The sequence below is a fragment of the Sedimentisphaera cyanobacteriorum genome (assembly GCF_001997385.1).
Classification (GTDB): domain Bacteria; phylum Planctomycetota; class Phycisphaerae; order Sedimentisphaerales; family Sedimentisphaeraceae; genus Sedimentisphaera; species Sedimentisphaera cyanobacteriorum.
This window is the reverse complement of the sequence record NZ_CP019633.1, coordinates 993,615-1,009,122: the sequence shown is the minus strand read 5'-3', so window position 1 is coordinate 1,009,122 and position 15,508 is coordinate 993,615. Positions and strand designations below refer to the sequence as shown.

Here is a 15,508-nt window from a genome sequence, read left to right as displayed (position 1 = left end):
CCTTAATTTTAGGCGCTTTGTATTTATCAGAATTTGATATCTTCACTGAGCCTTATATCTCTTGAAGAGCTGCCGGCCATAATGTTGAACTCCCCGGGTTCTGCAATCCAGCAGTCAAGCTGGGGATTGAAAAATGAGAAGTCTTCTCTGCTGAGCTTGAAATGGAAAGTCTTAGCCTGCCCCTTATTAAGAGATATTTTTTCAAAGCCTTTGAGCTCTTTGGCAGGCCTTTTTAGACTGCTCTTTTTATCGTGTATATAAATCTGAACTGTTTCCTTGCCTTTTCTCCAGCCGGTGTTTTTAATCTTCAGTGAAACATTTGCTGTGAACGGTTTTTCGCTGCTTATCTTCAGGTCTGAGTACTTAAAGCTTGTATAAGAAAGTCCGTGGCCAAAGGCAAATTCCGGTTCAACCCCCATCGTATCATAATAGCGGTATCCCACAAAGATCCCTTCCTTATGCTCAACTTCCCCGTCCGACCCGGGGTATTCGCCGATTGCGAAGGCGGGGGTGTCTTCAAGCCGTTTGGGCAGGGTAACAGGGAGCTTGCCCGAGGGATTAACCTTGCCGAAAATAATATCGGCTATGGCCTCGCCGCCTCGCTGTCCTGCATACCAAGCCTGAACTACAGAAGGCACATCCCCAAGAAATTCTCCCATCTCAACAGGCGAACCGCCAATGAGAACAACAATCGTATTCGGGTTCTTCTCAGCAATTGCCTTGATCTGCTCAGTCTGAATTCCCGGGAGCTTCATATCTGGCTTGTCCCTTCCCTCGCTGTCGTATTTATGGCTCAGGCCTGCAAATATAACTGCCGCTCCGCAGCGGGAGGCCATTTGAGCATCTTCATTAAAAATCTTTTTATAATTAGCCTCTTTGCCCCAGAGCAGCTTTACAACAGAATCTTTTATGCCGTTGTAATACTCAACCTTTATCTCATAGAATTTATTCTTCTCTAGTTTGTATTTGCCGGTTTCAAGCTTAGTTGCGTGGTCGCCCCAGTTATCAATAACGAGCTCGCCGTCGATATACAGCCTTGAACCGTCGTCGCTGTTGAGCCCGAATTCATAATCGCCTGCCTGCTCTGCTTTCAGAGCCCCTGTCCATCTAACGGAGAAGTTTGTCTTGGGAATTCTTTTTGCCGGAGTTTTTCCCGTCCATCTAAAATTTATCTGATTGTCAATCCGTACTTCAGCGGGGTTGTTTTCGAGATTTTTATTATCGTAGTAATGGCCGATGAGCCCGTGTTGATTGGATGATTTTGCAGTAAAAAGGTTTTTAGTAGGTATTGGCTTTAATGTCTGCTGTCCGCTGAACGGTTTGTAATGTATTTCCGTCCTGCCCGACTCGCAGGCCATCTGCATACCCTCCAGCGGGGTAATTTCATAATCGCAGTGTACTGTACTGCTGCCTCCGCCCCCTGCATGTTTTCTGTCTGCGTTTATGCCTGTGATAAATATTGAATCTAATCTTTTCTCCTCCAGCGGCAGGGCTGCCGGGGAATTTTTCAAGAGCACAATTGCCTCTCTTGCAGTTTCAAGTGCAATCTGTTCGTTCGCCTTTTTATCAAGCTCAGGTCTCTCTCGCCTCGGCGCCTCTTCAAGAGCTCCTATCTCATAATGCAGCCTCAGCATACGCCTTGCCATATCATTCACCCTGCTCTCAGGGATCTCTCCATTTCTGCACCCTTCAAGAAGCGGTTTGCCCAGGTAGTTGCTGTCCTTCCCGGGCATCTCAAGGTCGAGCCCGCCCTCAGCAGCTCTAACGCTGTGAACCGCGCCCCAGTCGCTCATGACAAGGCCGTCAAAGCCCCATCTCTCTTTTAGAATATCTGTTTGTATAAATCCGTTCTCAGAGCAGTAAGTCCCGTTGAGTTTATTGTATGCGCTCATAACGGTAAGTGCATTTCCCTCTTGAACGCTTGCCTTGAACCCGGGGAAATATATCTCGTGCAGAGTTCTCAGGTCAACGTTTTCGCTTATAGTGTGTCTTTGTTCTTCCTGACTGTTCGCCACATAGTGCTTTGCGCACGCCGCAACGCCGGTGCTCTGCACGCCTTTTATGTACTCGGGAGCAAGCTCAGAAACCAGATATGGGTCTTCGCTCATATATTCAAAAAACCGCCCGCATAGCGGATTTCTGTTGATGCAGATTGCTGGGCCTAAAATTACATCCCTGCCCGATGCGCCGGTCTCAGTACCAAGAGCTCTGCCGTACTTTTGTATAAGCTCTCTGTTCCAAGTGGCTCCAACAGAAATACCTGTGGGGAAGTAGATGTGGTTTTCATTCCTGTTTCTTACCCCGTGAGGGCCGTCTGCAAATTCAAGCGGTCTTACACCAAGCCTCTCTATCGGGGAGGTAGTGAAATGCGAAGCCCCGTGGCATAAAGACACCTTTTCCTCAAGTGTCATTTGGTTAAGTATTTTTCCAACTGTTTCCTCTCTGTGAATGCTTGCTGAAGCCATATCTGCATTAACTCCCAAAAAAACGGCAGCCAAAAAAACTGATTTTGAAAACATCTTAAAATTTGCCATCCTTAAAAACCTCTTGAAAATTAAAAAAATATTTGCCTAACTATTTTAGCAGAATTGTATTGCTTAGCAAATATAAACAGATCCTGAAATCTTTCTGAAAATGGGTATATGCCAAGTCCCTTGTAATTCAATTCATGAAAGACCAATAAGACGAAACGCAAAATGGTTAATATTTAACGTTAAATGGTCTTTTAAGCAGCTCCTGATTTGATAATATTTTAATCGTCAGGAAACATTATATTGTCAATATCTTAATAGGACGTTTTAAGAGGTTAATTATGAAAAAAGCATTTACACTCATTGAGCTCTTGGTGGTTATCTCAATCATTGCTCTTTTGATGGCTGTTTTGATGCCTGCGCTTTCAAAAGCAAGAGAGGCGGCAAAGAAAACTGTGTGCAGTAATAATGTCAGGCAGCAGTGTGTTGGCGTTAATATGTATGCAACTGAGAATAATTACAAAGTTCCAACAATCGCAGAAGACTACGCCGGCCAGGGCAATTGGCTCTGGGATCTGAGCTTCTGGACTACAAACCAGATTGCAGAATATGCCGGCTTTACAGACAATGAGGTATTTTTCTGCCCTTCAAACAATCTGCGGGAGCCGGATGATGCACGCTTCTGGCAGTTTACTTGGAGAAGCGGCTGGCCTACCGATGCAGCCGCAGGGCCAGTGCCCATTCAGGATGAGTCAAAAATGACTGAAGAGGTGCAGAAACAGCATTATCGCGTTATGCCGTACACCTATATGTTCTACAAAAATCCAACGATGACTCCAAGAGAGCTTGAAACAGGAAAATCTGCAAGCTGGGTGAAAAGTTTGGAAGGCGTTGATGAAACCAGCGACACTCCGATGATTATGGATAATATAATCAGCGACAACAGCGGCACTAATTTCTTCCGGATTCAGGCCGGCGGAGCTTATAATGAGTTCGGTGTAGTTGACAGGTCTAACCATAGATCAAAGAATCAAAATGTTGGCAGAAGCGGTGAGCCCGCTCCGGACGGCGCTAATATCGGCTATGTTGACGGCCACGTAAGCTGGCTGGATACTGGCCAGTACACTGATGCAGGCGAATTTGAAAATATAAAGCACAAGCTTACTACAGGCGGTGTATGGTTCTGGTGGTAGGCCGTTCATTAAAAGCTAATAAAACCTTTGGGGGCTGAGAAGCATTCGCTTCAAAGTCCCCTTAATTTTGAATTAATCAAATCTAATTATTATGTTTAGTTTATAGGAGCTTTTAAATGAGAATATTCAAAAATGCTGCAATTTGCATTACTGCTTTCCTGCTTTTCTCCGCCTCGGCAGGGATATCCGAAACGGTTGTAATGGATGATTCTGATGTGAATAAATTAACCATTTCCGAGATGAGCAAACCTCTTGTGATCGCTCCAGAGATCTACGGGCATTTCGCCGAACATCTCGGCAGATGTATATACGGGGGGATATGGGTTGGAGAAGAATCGGATATCCCGAACGTTAAAGGTATCCCCAAGGATGTGCTTGAAGCTCTCAGGCAGCTCAATATTCCTGTGCTCCGCTGGCCGGGAGGCTGCTTTGCGGACGAGTATCACTGGAAAGACGGCATTGGCCCCAAAGACCAGAGGCCGGAGATTGTAAACACCCATTGGGGGATGGTAACAGAAGACAACTCCTTCGGCACTCACGAATTTATGCGTCTGTGCGAACTGCTGGACTGTGAGGCGTATATTGCAGGTAACGTTGGTTCGGGAACACCTGAAGAGATGATGGACTGGGTGGAGTATCTCACGTTTGCTGGCAAGAGCGAGATGGCTAACCTCCGCCGGCAAAACGGCAGGAAAGAGCCCTGGGACGTGAAGTATTTCGGCGTGGGTAATGAAAACTGGGGCTGCGGCGGAAATATGACTCCGGAGTACTACTCAGATGTTTACAAACGCTACCAGACTTATGTTAAGAATTACCCGGGCAGCCGGGTTAAAAAAATTGCCTGCGGCCCGAACAGCTGGGACACTCGCTGGATGGAAGTGTTAATGAGAAACTGCCGCGGTAAGATGGATGCGATAAGCCTCCATTACTACATTATGACCGGCGGCTGGGGCGATAAAGGCAGCGCTACCGAATTCGGCGAAAATGACTGGTTCACATTGATGGACAATGCCTTGAAGGTTAGAGATCTCCTTGCTGCTCATATCAAGATTATGGATAAATACGACCCCGACAACAAGGTCGAGCTTTATGTCGATGAGTGGGGCGCTTGGTGGAATCGTCAGCCCGGCTCAAAGCCCGGCTTCCTGTATCAGCAGAATACTGTTAGGGATGCTGTTTCCGCAGGGATATTTCTGAATGAATTCAACAGACATTGCGAAAGGGTTAAAATGGCAAATATTGCCCAAACTGTCAATGTGCTTCAGGCTATGATACTTACAAAGGGCGAGCAGATGATTCTTACGCCAACTTATCACGTGTTTGAAATGTTCAAACACCATCAGGGTGGTGAGCTTATGGATACCAGACTGCAAACCAGTGCTTATGGGCTTGACGGAAAAAAACTGCCGGCATTGAATGTGTCGGCTTCAAAAACGGAGGACGGGATCTATATCACAGTCTGCAACCTTAACCATAATTCTGAAGAGAAGGTCTCCATTGAAATTGAGGGCGGTGATATTTCTGATGTTTCCGGCAGAACCCTAACAGCAGATAAGATCAACTCCTGCAACACTTTCAGAAGTCCCGAAAATGTTAAGCCTTCCCCCCTCGAGGCTGAAAAAGTCAGAGGCAGAACTTTGACTCTTGAACTTCCGTCAAAATCCGTGTCGGCCTTTGTTGTCAAGCAGGAATAAGGGAAATGCGACATAGTTTTACAGTCTAATCAGTTCTGCGGGCTAATTAAGCCTGCTTGCAGCGGGGTTATCAATAACCCTGCTGTTTTTTTTGCAATATTTTCAATTTTTACCGAAAAAATAAGCCGTCTCGGGAGTAACATAGTAAAAGGATGAATAATTTGATGCTTTTATTATGAGTAATAAATCTTCAAAAACTAAAGAGTTTACAAATCTTCTAACTGCGCACTATCCCCGCATCTACAATTTTATCTTTACCCTTGTTCCCAACAAGGCGGATGCAGATGATATTATGCAGGACACCTCAGTAATAATGCTTCAGAAATTCGACAGTTTCAGACCTGATTCCGATTTCGTTTCTTGGGCTGCCCAAATTGCAAAATATGAATGTCTGAAATACTACCGAAAGAAGAGACGCAAGTCTGTCTTTACAACCGAGGTATTCGAACTGCTCGCAGAAGAGGCTCAAGAACAGCAGAATGAACTTGATAAAAAAATTGAAGCATTAAAGTCCTGCGTGTCAAAGCAGAATGCCAAAGACTGTCGCCTTATTGATATGCGTTATTTCGAAGGTATGAAACTCCGCGAAATTGCCGAAAAAACAGGGCGGTCTATTCAGTCTATTTTCAGGAGCTTCTCCAGAATTCACTTCAATCTGATAAAGTGCGTTAGAAACACCCTTGAAAGAGAGGGTTATTAGTATGAACCAGCAAAAGTTCAAAGAGCTCAGCCTCCTTATCGAAAGTTCAATAAACGGTATGCTTACCGAGCAGCACAGAGACCGGCTGAATGAAATCCTTGCCTCGGAAAAGCAGGCAAGAGACTTTTACAGAGAATACATTCAGGTTTGCAGCTCGCTTAATTCTATCGGAGGTAATGTAGGCGAGCATGACAGCTTCTCACAGGAGAACTGTCTCAACGTGCTCGCAGAGCTTGCTTGGTATGAAAAATATGCACCCGCTGTTTCCCGCAGAGAAAAGAAGCCTAAGGCAGCTGAGCTGAAAGAAAAGAACTATCCCTCTTCGGTGCAGAAACAGCCGAGAAACATCAGCTGGATTACAGTTGTTTCAGGTGCTGTATCTGCGGCAGCAATAATTTTTCTGCTGATATATGCGAATTTGTTTGTGCCTGAAATGAAAAGGGCTGCAACTATTACTGACACCTATAAGGCTGAATGGGGTAGGCAGTCTTTCAAAAAACAGGATTCAGTTTATACCGGCTTAGAGAATATTCAGCTTAAAAAAGGCCTTGCTGAATTCAAAACCGACAGGGGCGTGAAGCTGGTGGTCGAAGGACCTGCTGAATTCCGTTTTTCCAGCATTTCAGAGGTTAACCTTGATTACGGAAGCCTTTATTCAAAAGTCCCGGTGGAAGGTGTGGGCTTTGCGGTTTCCACTGATAATTCAAGAGTTGTTGACCTTGGCACAGAATTCGGCGTATCGGCTGATAAGCAGGGCAGTTCTCAGCTCCACGTATTCAGCGGGAAAACAAGGCTTATAAGCAGCAAGGGCTGGCTGAATAATACTGCGTTCGATGTTGTTGAAAGTATGGCATGCAAGGTGTCGCAGGAGTCTTTAGCTGTTGAAAAAATTGATTTGCAGAAAAATAAGTTTGCCCGCCATTTCAACGAAAACTCCCAGATAGTCTGGCGGGGGGAAAAACAGATTGATTTGGCTGATATTGTAGGCGGAGGAAACGGGCTTGGGTCTGGTAAGCAGGGCTTTGGGCTTAATTCGCTCAACGGCCGCTTTGGACAGAGAAGAACACTTCGTATGCTAATGAAGAAATCAAAGTCGAATAAATACAATTCTGTAAAGGATTTGCCGTTTGTTGATGGAGTGTTTGTGCCAGGCGCTGAGGATGGAGAAGTTAAGATTACTTCGCAAGGACATACTTTTAGGGATTTCTTTAAGACTTCAGGCCGTTATTGGGGTGGGATTCTTAATGGTGCAGTTCATTTTGAAAATCCTGAGGTTTTCAAGCATAATCTAAGCCTTGCCGGCGAGATTTTGAGCTTCCCAAAAACTAAGGGTATTTTCATCCATCCAAATCAGGGAATTACCTTCGATTTAAGCAGAATCAGAGAGGCTTATGGTGATGCGGCTCTCAGCAGCTTTACAGCCCAGTTCGGCCTTTCCGATACAATATTTGACAACTCCAAACTAAAAACAAATAAAAACTTCTCAGAAATAAAAATTCCATCCTGCGACATATATGTTCTGCTGGACGGCGAGCAGGAATTTCAGAAGAAGGCCCAGACACCAAAAGACCAGCCCTGCGATATTGATGTCTCTATTAAGCCTTCAGATCATTTCCTAACTGTGATAACAGCTGTACCTGCTGATAGACGAACTATTAACTACTGCTGGTCTGTACTCAAGGAGCCTGTTTTGAACCTGAACGACGGCCGGTAGTTTTGTAATTATTAATCTTTAACAGATTGTTTGCGTTTAGAGGATATTGTAATGGACAAGAGCTTTGTAAGAATGTTTCAAAAGATTGATAAGATTATTTTTCGCTACATAACATTTCACGTCTCAGACAAGAATGACGCAGAAGACATTATGCAGGAGGTGTGCCTTGTAATGTGGAAAAAGTACAGGCCATTTCCAGACAGTGAACAGTTTAAGGCTTGGGCTCTTACTATCGCAAGGCTTCAGATTCTGCGGTACTACAATCTGCAAAAAAGGCACGGCAAAGTTCATTCGCACGCCCCTGATTTCCTTGAGCCTTTGCTCTGTCAATCAGACAGATTCAACCAAAAGCAGAAAGATGAGATCGAGGAGGTGCTTGAAAAACAGCTCCATCAGCTATCAAAAGAAGAGAAGACATTTCTGTCCGAGCGTTATGAAGACAGCCTCACCCTCAAGTCTCTTGCAGAAATACATTCCAACTCCATTAGATGCGTCCATTATAAGCTTCAGAAAATACATAAAAAACTGAGAAGAAGATTGAATATCGAGCTTCGCAGAGAGGATATTGCTGTTTGAAACTGATGTTTTAGTCCATTCTTCATCACGAAGTAAAAAAATGAATTTTGCCACCCAAATTCATTTCGTATCGAACAATATTATACACAGATTGCACGCAGATTTAATATAGTGTGTAAAGTCATGTCAATAAAGAATATACGCACATTCTTCGTGCCATTAGGGTGTTTCGTGTTTCGAAAAGAACTATTGAGCACAAAGTTTTACAATTATACCAGGAAATAAATCTCTGAACGACAGATTCAACTGCTTTGCCTGAAAACTGGAAGATTTGCACGTAATCAATATAATAAGCCGTTTGGTAACTTTGTTCAGAAAATGAAAGCGTTTTGCAGCTTAGAATGAAAAATAAACTCAGCAATATAGAGAAAAAATGGCAGGTCAAAGACGTTGACAATGACAGGATAAAAGATGTTTGCTCTGAGCTCGGTGTTACTCCCGCTGTTGCTCAGGTGCTTATAAACCGGAAGATTACAGAGCAGGAAGAGGCGAAAAAATTTCTCAAGCCTTCACTGAAAGATTTGATTCTTCCCGAGCGTTTTTCTCAGATGGAGGCGGCTGTAGAGAAGATAGCTGAAGCGGTTAAGGACTGCAAAAAGATCTTTGTTTACGGCGATTATGATGTTGACGGAATAACAGCCACTTCTATCCTTTGCCGGATTTTTGATGCTCTGGGGGCAAAATACAACTTCTATATACCTCACAGAATAGAAGAGGGCTACGGCCTTAACACCGCAGCCTTGGATGAAATCGCCCAGAGCGGGGCTGAACTGCTCATAACCGTTGACTGCGGAATTTGCAGCAGCAGGGAGGTGGATTATGCAGTCAGTTTGGGGATGGAAGTTGTCATAACAGATCATCACGTTCCCGAAGAAAAGCTGCCCGAATCTGCCTCGGCGGTAATACACCCTATGCTCGATGATTATCCAAGCCCCAAATCTTGCGGAGCGATGGTGGCGATGAAGCTTGCATGGGCGCTGTGCGAGGAGTATCGCGGCAGCGGCCTCTCAGACAAGCAGTGCAGGGATCTGCTGCTTATCTCCACCGATTTCGCTTCTCTGGGTACAGTGGCAGATGTGATGCCTCTAACCGGGGAGAACCGATCGCTGATCAGCTACGGACTAAATTCACTTAGGCTTTCAAATTTGCCCGGTGTAAGGGCATTGATGAATGCAGCCGGCTTGAGCGGCAAGCCCCTTGACACATTTGATTTGAGCTTCAGGATTTCCCCAATGCTCAATGCCTCAGGCAGAATGGGGCATGCAAGGCTTGCAGTAGAACTGCTCACAACAGATAACGAGATCAGGGCATTGAGAATAGCTGAGTATCTCAAAGAGCAGAACAATCAGCGGAAAAAAATTGAAAAGAAAATATTCAAGGAGGCCTCCCATCTTATCTCTGCCACGGGCCTAGACCACCCAGACCGGCGAAGCATTATAATTGCAGGCGAGGAGTGGCACCTTGGCATTGTGGGTATTGTGGCCTCAAGGATTATAGAGAAGTTTTACAAGCCTACTATACTGCTCAATTCAGACGGCAAACTTTCTACCGGCTCAGCACGAACGATAGAAGGCTTCAACATACTGAATGCGATAAATGCCTGCTCAGATCATCTTGTTAAATTTGGAGGTCATTCCGAGGCAGCGGGCATCACAATCGAAACAGAAAATCTCCCGAGATTTGTGGAAGATTTCGAGAATTATGCCAAAGACAACGTCTCTGACGAAATCCTCATACAAAAGCTCGAGCTTGAAGGCTGGTTCGGTATTAAGAACTTCAGCGTTCGGACATTTCAGCAGCTCGAGAAGATTGCCCCGTTTGGAAAGGGCAACCCCCGTCCTGTATTTGCCGCAAAAGGCGTAAGGCTTGAGGGCAGTCCGCAGAAAATCGGTTCAACCAGAGAGCATCTTCGTTTTGTGATAAGGGATGCCGGCGGCAGGATGCCCTGTGTTGCTTTTAAGATGGCTTCATATTACAATAAACTACTCGAAAGCGATTATTTCTCTATTGCTTTTGAACCAATTTTTAATGAGTATAATGGCGAAAAAAGGCCTCAGTTTGTTGTTAGGGACTTTAAATTTGACTGACAAACATAGAATCAAATGCGTGGTTTTTGACCTGGACGACACCCTCTATCCAGAAAGGGAATACTGCCTCAGCGGCTTTAAAGCACTCGGACAGCAATTTGCCCCGTTAATTGGGGTCTCGCAGGCCGCTCTCACTGAAACGCTTATCGAAAGCTTTAATCAAGCCAGCGACAGCAGAGTTTTTAACAGGGCTCTTGAAAATCTCGGAACGGACTATTCCAAAGAGCTTATAGGCCAAATGGTTGAAAAATACAGGGCTCACAGTCCGGAGATATCTCTGCCTCAGGCCGCAGCGAATCTGCTCAGTAAGCTCAAAAACAAATATACTCTTGATCTTATTACAGACGGCTTCCTTCCCGCTCAGGAATTAAAGATTGAGTCGCTGGGGATCAAGGGCTTTTTTGATTATATAATCTGCACTGAGAAACTGGGAAGAAAATTCTGGAAGCCTGCGCCGAAGGCATTTTATATGATTGCAGAGAAGGGCGGTTTTACGCCGGAGGAATGCGTGTACATCGCAGATAATCCGGAAAAAGATTTCAAAGCCCCGAACCATATCGGATGGCATACGATAATGATAACAGCTCCGAAGAATATTAACTGCAAAGAATCTCTGCCCGAAGAGTATCTGCCTGGAAAAGTAATCGATTCTCTTGAAGATATTGGAGGACTTCTGCTATGAGCACGGAAATTGAATACAAAGCAAAGCTCGATTCACTCTCGATATTCCTCGATAAACTGAGCAGAAAAGGTGCTGCGCTTGGAAGTTCAGTGCTTCAAAGGGATTATTATTTCGATGACCATCCCGGCTCACTATTCTCCCGTGGAGAATCGCTTCGGCTGAGAGAAGAAACAGATCTGAATTCCGGCAAAACCGTCATCTGGCTTTGCTTAAAGGGTAAACGCCAAGATTCACAAATTAAAACAAGAACCGAAAACGAGACCAGAATAGATAACTTTCAGGAAATGTTGAGCATTCTCAATGGGCTTGGATATACAACAAAACTTGCATTCGATAAAAAACGCTTCCACTGGCATTTTCAAAACTGCCTGATATGTATCGACACGCTCCCGCATTTAGGCGATTTTGTTGAAATTGAGGGACAAAATGAACAGAGCATAAATTCAGTATGCAGGGAGCTCGGCCTATCTCTTCCTCCCGAGCGATGCTCTTATGCAGAGGCAGTAGTGAAGGCATGCGAAGAAAAGGGTATCGATAAGAGGAGCTTTTTCTTTGATACCATTTCCGAAATAATCAGCGGGAAAGAAACGCAGGAGATTGCCCCGCTTTCCGGAAAAATCGCCTTTGTTGTCAACCGCAGTTCAGGCTCGGGCGAATCTGTAAAGCTTGCTGAGCAGGTTTATGACTGTTTCACTAGGCGTGGGCTTGACACTCAATTCTATGATTCCAAATCGTTTAAGAAAATTAAGTTATCTCTCGAGGAGCTTGCCGGTGAGGAGAACTGCTCTCTTATAGTTGTATGCGGAGGCGATGGCACTGTAAGATGCTCTATAGATGCGGTCTGCGGAAAGGATAAGCCCTTGATGCTTATCCCCGGGGGCACGGAAAACCTGCTCTCCAAAGAGCTCGGGTATCTGAGAAACCTTGAGCATTACAAAAAGATACTCAATGAAGGAAGGCTCCGCAATCTTGATGTTGCCAAAGTAAACGGGATTACCTTCACCTCAGTTCTCGGAATCGGCTACGATGCTGAGACAGTAGAGATGCTTTCGAAAACACGGAAGGGCAATATAACTCATATCGATTATCTCTGGCCTGCATGGAAGGCATTCTGGAGCCACGAGATTCCTAATATAAGAGTCTCGGCAGACGGAGAGGAAGTTTTTGCAGGGAAGGCGATTCTCTTTATTGGAAATATATCCCGCTACGCCACCGGTATGCGGATACTCAGAGAAGCCGATTACAACGACGGCCTGCTTGATTTATGCATTATGCCGTGCGACAACAAAAACGACCTGCTCAGATATATCGTAATGAGCCTCTTCCAGATGAACAGCTACTGCAGCGAGAATATCTACAGGCAGTGCCGGAGTATATCAATCTCCTCGCTTGGCGGGAGCGTTGTATCGCAGATTGATGGAGACCCCGGCCCGAAACTCCCGCTTGAGATAGAAGTCCTTCCCTCTGCTGTAAAGGTTTTTACTGCGTAAAAAAAACAGCTGCTCCTGTTTGAGCGGCTTAATCTTTTTTAGGAATAATATTTTGCGTATGGGTCATTTGTGTTTACAAGCCATTTTTGCAGCTCTTTTTGCATAATGCTTGCCACATCTTTCTTTTGGTATGCTATGTTTCGCATTTGATACGGGTCGGTCTTCCTGTCGTAAAGCCTGAGCTGCTTCTTGCCGTTTCTCAGCTTTACTTCGTAGGTGTATCTGTCGCTGCGAACTCCGCGTGCGCCGATTTCCTCGTTTCCGGGGGAGATGAAAAATGAAGTATTAGGGCGGTCAATCGTTTCTCCCGAAAAAACTTTCGAATAGTCTTTTCCCTCAGCCTGTTTTGGGGTGTATTTGCTTAATCCCATTAGTCCGAGGAGGGTAGGCATCATATCGGGCACATTTATATGCAGTCCGTCTCTGCCGGGCTTTATTTTTTCAGGCCAGCGCACGACCAGAGGAACCCTGAAGGACTCCTCGTATATAACGCCTTTGCCCTTGCGGTTGTGGCTGCCCATCATCTCCCCGTGGTCGGCAGTGAAAACTACGATTGTATTATCTTTCTCGCCGGATTTTTCCAGCGCATCCATTATCTTACCGAAAGCATCATCCACACCTGCAACCTGAGCGAAGTAATCTTTTGCAATTCTCCCTGCAAGCTGATTGTCTGCGTTTGGTCTGTTGATAAGCTTATATAAAGATTTGTCTTTGAAAAGCTGTTTGTATTTATCAGGCACGAGGTGATAAGGCGGATGAGGCGGATTCATAGCAGCGAACAAGGCAAACGGTTTGTCCGAATCCCTCATCTTTCCGCCTTCGTTTTTTATGTATGTTTCTGCAACTTCTGCCTCATGTATGGGAGAATACTGATCGAAGAATGTCTTCTCATCTTTACCTGCATCTTTAATCCAGTAGTGCGGGTTCATATGCCGGTCTTTGCAGTTGTAGGCGTGCCAGTAGTCTATGCTGTGCCTTCGTTTCGGCGGTACGTAGCAGTCCCACTGAGCTTTTTTCCAGTGCTCAGCAACAGGAACTCCTCTTGGTGTGTCCAGATGCCATTTGCCCAGATAGCCGATATGATAGCCCGCATTAGAGAGAGCATCAGTGAAAGTAATATCATCATTTCGCAGATAGATATCAGGCTGTGAGGAATTGCAGTTTGTGGTTATGCCTGTAGTGTATGGCCATTTGCCGGTCATCAGCATTCCGCGGTAAGGGCTGCATAAAGGCCTGTTGCTAACAGCATTATAAAGGAACAGCGATTCTCTTGAGAATCTGTTCAGGTTGGGCGTAATCGTAGGGTCCTCGCCGGTAAAGCCGAGTGCGTGCACTCTAAATTGATCTGGAAAGATAAACAGCAAATTAGGTTTCTTTTTTGCCGTTTTCGCCAAAAGCCCTTTCGCAGCTGCGCCGCTGATAACAGCTGCAGCTGTTGATTTGAGAAATTCTCTTCTATGCATAATAAGCCTCTCAGTTATAAATTAATGCTTCTATAACAGTATGTTATGCAGGTAGAATTTTTTCCACAGCCATCCCATAGAAGAGCAAAATACAAGATGTTTCTTTAAAATCAGCGGGGTATGAGTTACACTAATTCTTTCAGTCTAATTAAACAAATTAGGAGTAACCCATGACACCCGCCAAACATCAATATAGCATTCTTAAGCAAATATGCCAACATATTCCTGCACATCTTGTTTCAAAATTGTCTCGGTCTTTCGGTATTGACAAGCAATCACGAACATTTTCTTGCTGGTCGCACATTGTATCTATGCTTCATGTCCAGATTGCTCACAGTCTCTCGCTCAACGACGTTTCCGACACATTGCGTAATCATTCTGGAGCTTTGACTCCTATCCGCCGTGCAACCCCTCCAAGCAGGAATGGGCTTTCTCATGCAAACAGGGTTCGAGATCCTCTTATGGCAGAGACTCTCTTCTGGGAGGTGCTGTCCCATATCCAGAACAAACATCTTGATTTTGGGAGAGGCCATAAGTATTCCGGCCTTCCGAGGCGTTTTAAGAGAGCAATATATGCGGTTGACTCAACCACGATCCAGCTTGTAGCCAACTGTATTGACTGGGCTAAACATCGCAGACGAAAAGCGGCTGCAAAGTGCCATATGCAGCTGAATCTCCAGACGTTCCTGCCTCAATTTGCTATTGTAAAAGAAGCCTCAACCCATGATTCGACAGAAGCTTATCAGCTCTGTCAGGACCTTAAAAGCGGCGAAATAGCGGTTTTTGACAAGGCTTACGTGGATTTTAAGCATCTAGCAGATCTTGACAGGCGAGAATTATTCTGGGTTACCAGAGCCAAAGATAATATGAAATATCGTTTTGTTAAACAGAATACAGAACCAAAAGGTAATATCCAATACGATGCTTTAATTGAACTTGAAATGCCGAAAAGCCGCGAGGCATACCCGAAGAAGCTCCGTTTAGTTAAGGCTTATGTGGAAATTAACGGCGAGAAAAAGCTTATGAAATTTATCACGAACAATATGCAGTGGGCGCCGAGCAGTATTTGCGACCTATATAAGTGCCGCTGGGGTATAGAGATGTTTTTCAAGCAGATAAAACAGACTTTGCAGCTAAGCGATTTCCTAGGGCATAGCCAAAAAGCAATTCTATGGCAAGTATGGACGGCTATGCTGGCTTATATTTTAATAAGGTATATAGGTTTCCTCGGTCAGTGGAAAGGAGCATTCAGCCGGTTGTTTACTTTACTGAGGGGTGTATTATTCAGCCGGCTGGATGTTTTTAGCGTTATGGCTGCCTGTGGGACAGCACGTGGTTCACCGCGTATGGTTGGCAGCCCTCAGCAGGCTTATTTGCCGGGTTTTAATATGTAGCAAGATTTTACGAAAATAAAGAGGTGAAAAGAGAGCGGGCAGTA

The 15,508-nt window shown here is 44.9% G+C and carries 11 protein-coding genes; 9 read left to right on the top strand and 2 right to left on the bottom strand.

Annotation, left to right across the window (positions count from 1 at the left end):
• Positions 1–26 precede the first annotated feature (26 nt).
• Positions 27–2,465 carry a glycoside hydrolase family 3 C-terminal domain-containing protein gene (locus L21SP3_RS03880; protein ID WP_161488085.1) on the bottom strand — a complete coding sequence of 813 codons (2,439 nt, stop codon included), beginning with the start codon at positions 2,463–2,465 and terminating at the stop codon, positions 27–29.
• Between the two features lie 347 nt (positions 2,466–2,812).
• On the opposite strand from L21SP3_RS03880, the gene L21SP3_RS03875 reads away from it, so the two are divergent.
• The 8 genes from L21SP3_RS03875 to cyaB all read left to right on the top strand — a co-directional run bounded on the left by L21SP3_RS03875 (position 2,813) and on the right by cyaB (position 12,607).
• Positions 2,813–3,664 (top strand): prepilin-type N-terminal cleavage/methylation domain-containing protein, encoded by an 852-nt coding sequence (locus L21SP3_RS03875; RefSeq protein ID WP_077539443.1) that lies wholly within the window; start codon positions 2,813–2,815, stop codon positions 3,662–3,664.
• 239 nt (positions 3,665–3,903) lie between these two features.
• Positions 3,904–5,358, top strand: a complete 1,455-nt coding sequence (locus L21SP3_RS03870) for an alpha-N-arabinofuranosidase (RefSeq protein WP_118084559.1) — start codon at positions 3,904–3,906, stop codon at positions 5,356–5,358.
• Positions 5,359–5,533: 175 nt separating this feature from the next.
• Complete coding sequence (locus L21SP3_RS03865; RefSeq protein ID WP_077539441.1) at positions 5,534–6,058, top strand: sigma-70 family RNA polymerase sigma factor; 525 nt, start codon at positions 5,534–5,536, stop codon at positions 6,056–6,058.
• A 1-nt stretch (position 6,059) separates the two neighbouring features.
• Positions 6,060–7,772, top strand: coding sequence for an NPCBM/NEW2 domain-containing protein (locus tag L21SP3_RS03860; protein ID WP_077539440.1), 1,713 nt, complete (start codon positions 6,060–6,062; stop codon positions 7,770–7,772).
• Positions 7,773–7,823: 51 nt separating this feature from the next.
• On the top strand, positions 7,824–8,348 hold the full coding sequence (locus tag L21SP3_RS03855; RefSeq protein ID WP_077539439.1) for a sigma-70 family RNA polymerase sigma factor: 525 nt from the start codon (positions 7,824–7,826) through the stop codon (positions 8,346–8,348).
• Positions 8,349–8,689: 341 nt separating this feature from the next.
• Positions 8,690–10,435 (top strand): single-stranded-DNA-specific exonuclease RecJ, encoded by a 1,746-nt coding sequence (gene recJ, locus L21SP3_RS03850; protein ID WP_077539438.1) that lies wholly within the window; start codon positions 8,690–8,692, stop codon positions 10,433–10,435.
• Positions 10,428–11,117 carry an HAD family hydrolase gene (locus L21SP3_RS03845; protein ID WP_161488084.1) on the top strand — a complete coding sequence of 230 codons (690 nt, stop codon included), beginning with the start codon at positions 10,428–10,430 and terminating at the stop codon, positions 11,115–11,117. The genes recJ and L21SP3_RS03845 overlap by 8 nt, the downstream gene beginning before the upstream one ends.
• The gene (gene cyaB, locus L21SP3_RS03840) at positions 11,114–12,607 is read left to right on the top strand and encodes a class IV adenylate cyclase (protein ID WP_077539436.1); all 1,494 of its coding nucleotides are present in this window, start codon (positions 11,114–11,116) and stop codon (positions 12,605–12,607) included. Before L21SP3_RS03845 ends, cyaB begins: the two co-directional genes overlap by 4 nt.
• Before the next feature lie 38 nt (positions 12,608–12,645).
• Here the strand turns inward: cyaB and L21SP3_RS03835 are convergent, their stop codons facing one another.
• Positions 12,646–14,070 carry a sulfatase family protein gene (locus L21SP3_RS03835; protein ID WP_077539435.1) on the bottom strand — a complete coding sequence of 475 codons (1,425 nt, stop codon included), beginning with the start codon at positions 14,068–14,070 and terminating at the stop codon, positions 12,646–12,648.
• A 170-nt stretch (positions 14,071–14,240) separates the two neighbouring features.
• On the opposite strand from L21SP3_RS03835, the gene L21SP3_RS03830 reads away from it, so the two are divergent.
• A complete protein-coding gene (locus tag L21SP3_RS03830; RefSeq protein ID WP_077539434.1) occupies positions 14,241–15,464 on the top strand; it encodes an IS4 family transposase in 1,224 nt (407 codons plus the stop codon).
• The last annotated feature ends 44 nt before the right edge of the window (positions 15,465–15,508 follow it).

Coding starts and splice junctions, on each gene's coding strand:
- L21SP3_RS03880 (WP_161488085.1), bottom strand. CDS start 2,465: ATGGCTTCAGCAAGCATTCACAGAGAGGAAACAGTTGGAAAAATACTT.
- L21SP3_RS03875 (WP_077539443.1), top strand. CDS start 2,813: ATGAAAAAAGCATTTACACTCATTGAGCTCTTGGTGGTTATCTCAATC.
- L21SP3_RS03870 (WP_118084559.1), top strand. CDS start 3,904: ATGAGCAAACCTCTTGTGATCGCTCCAGAGATCTACGGGCATTTCGCC.
- L21SP3_RS03865 (WP_077539441.1), top strand. CDS start 5,534: ATGAGTAATAAATCTTCAAAAACTAAAGAGTTTACAAATCTTCTAACT.
- L21SP3_RS03860 (WP_077539440.1), top strand. CDS start 6,060: ATGAACCAGCAAAAGTTCAAAGAGCTCAGCCTCCTTATCGAAAGTTCA.
- L21SP3_RS03855 (WP_077539439.1), top strand. CDS start 7,824: ATGGACAAGAGCTTTGTAAGAATGTTTCAAAAGATTGATAAGATTATT.
- recJ (WP_077539438.1), top strand. CDS start 8,690: ATGAAAAATAAACTCAGCAATATAGAGAAAAAATGGCAGGTCAAAGAC.
- cyaB (WP_077539436.1), top strand. CDS start 11,114: ATGAGCACGGAAATTGAATACAAAGCAAAGCTCGATTCACTCTCGATA.
- L21SP3_RS03835 (WP_077539435.1), bottom strand. CDS start 14,070: ATGCATAGAAGAGAATTTCTCAAATCAACAGCTGCAGCTGTTATCAGC.
- L21SP3_RS03830 (WP_077539434.1), top strand. CDS start 14,241: ATGACACCCGCCAAACATCAATATAGCATTCTTAAGCAAATATGCCAA.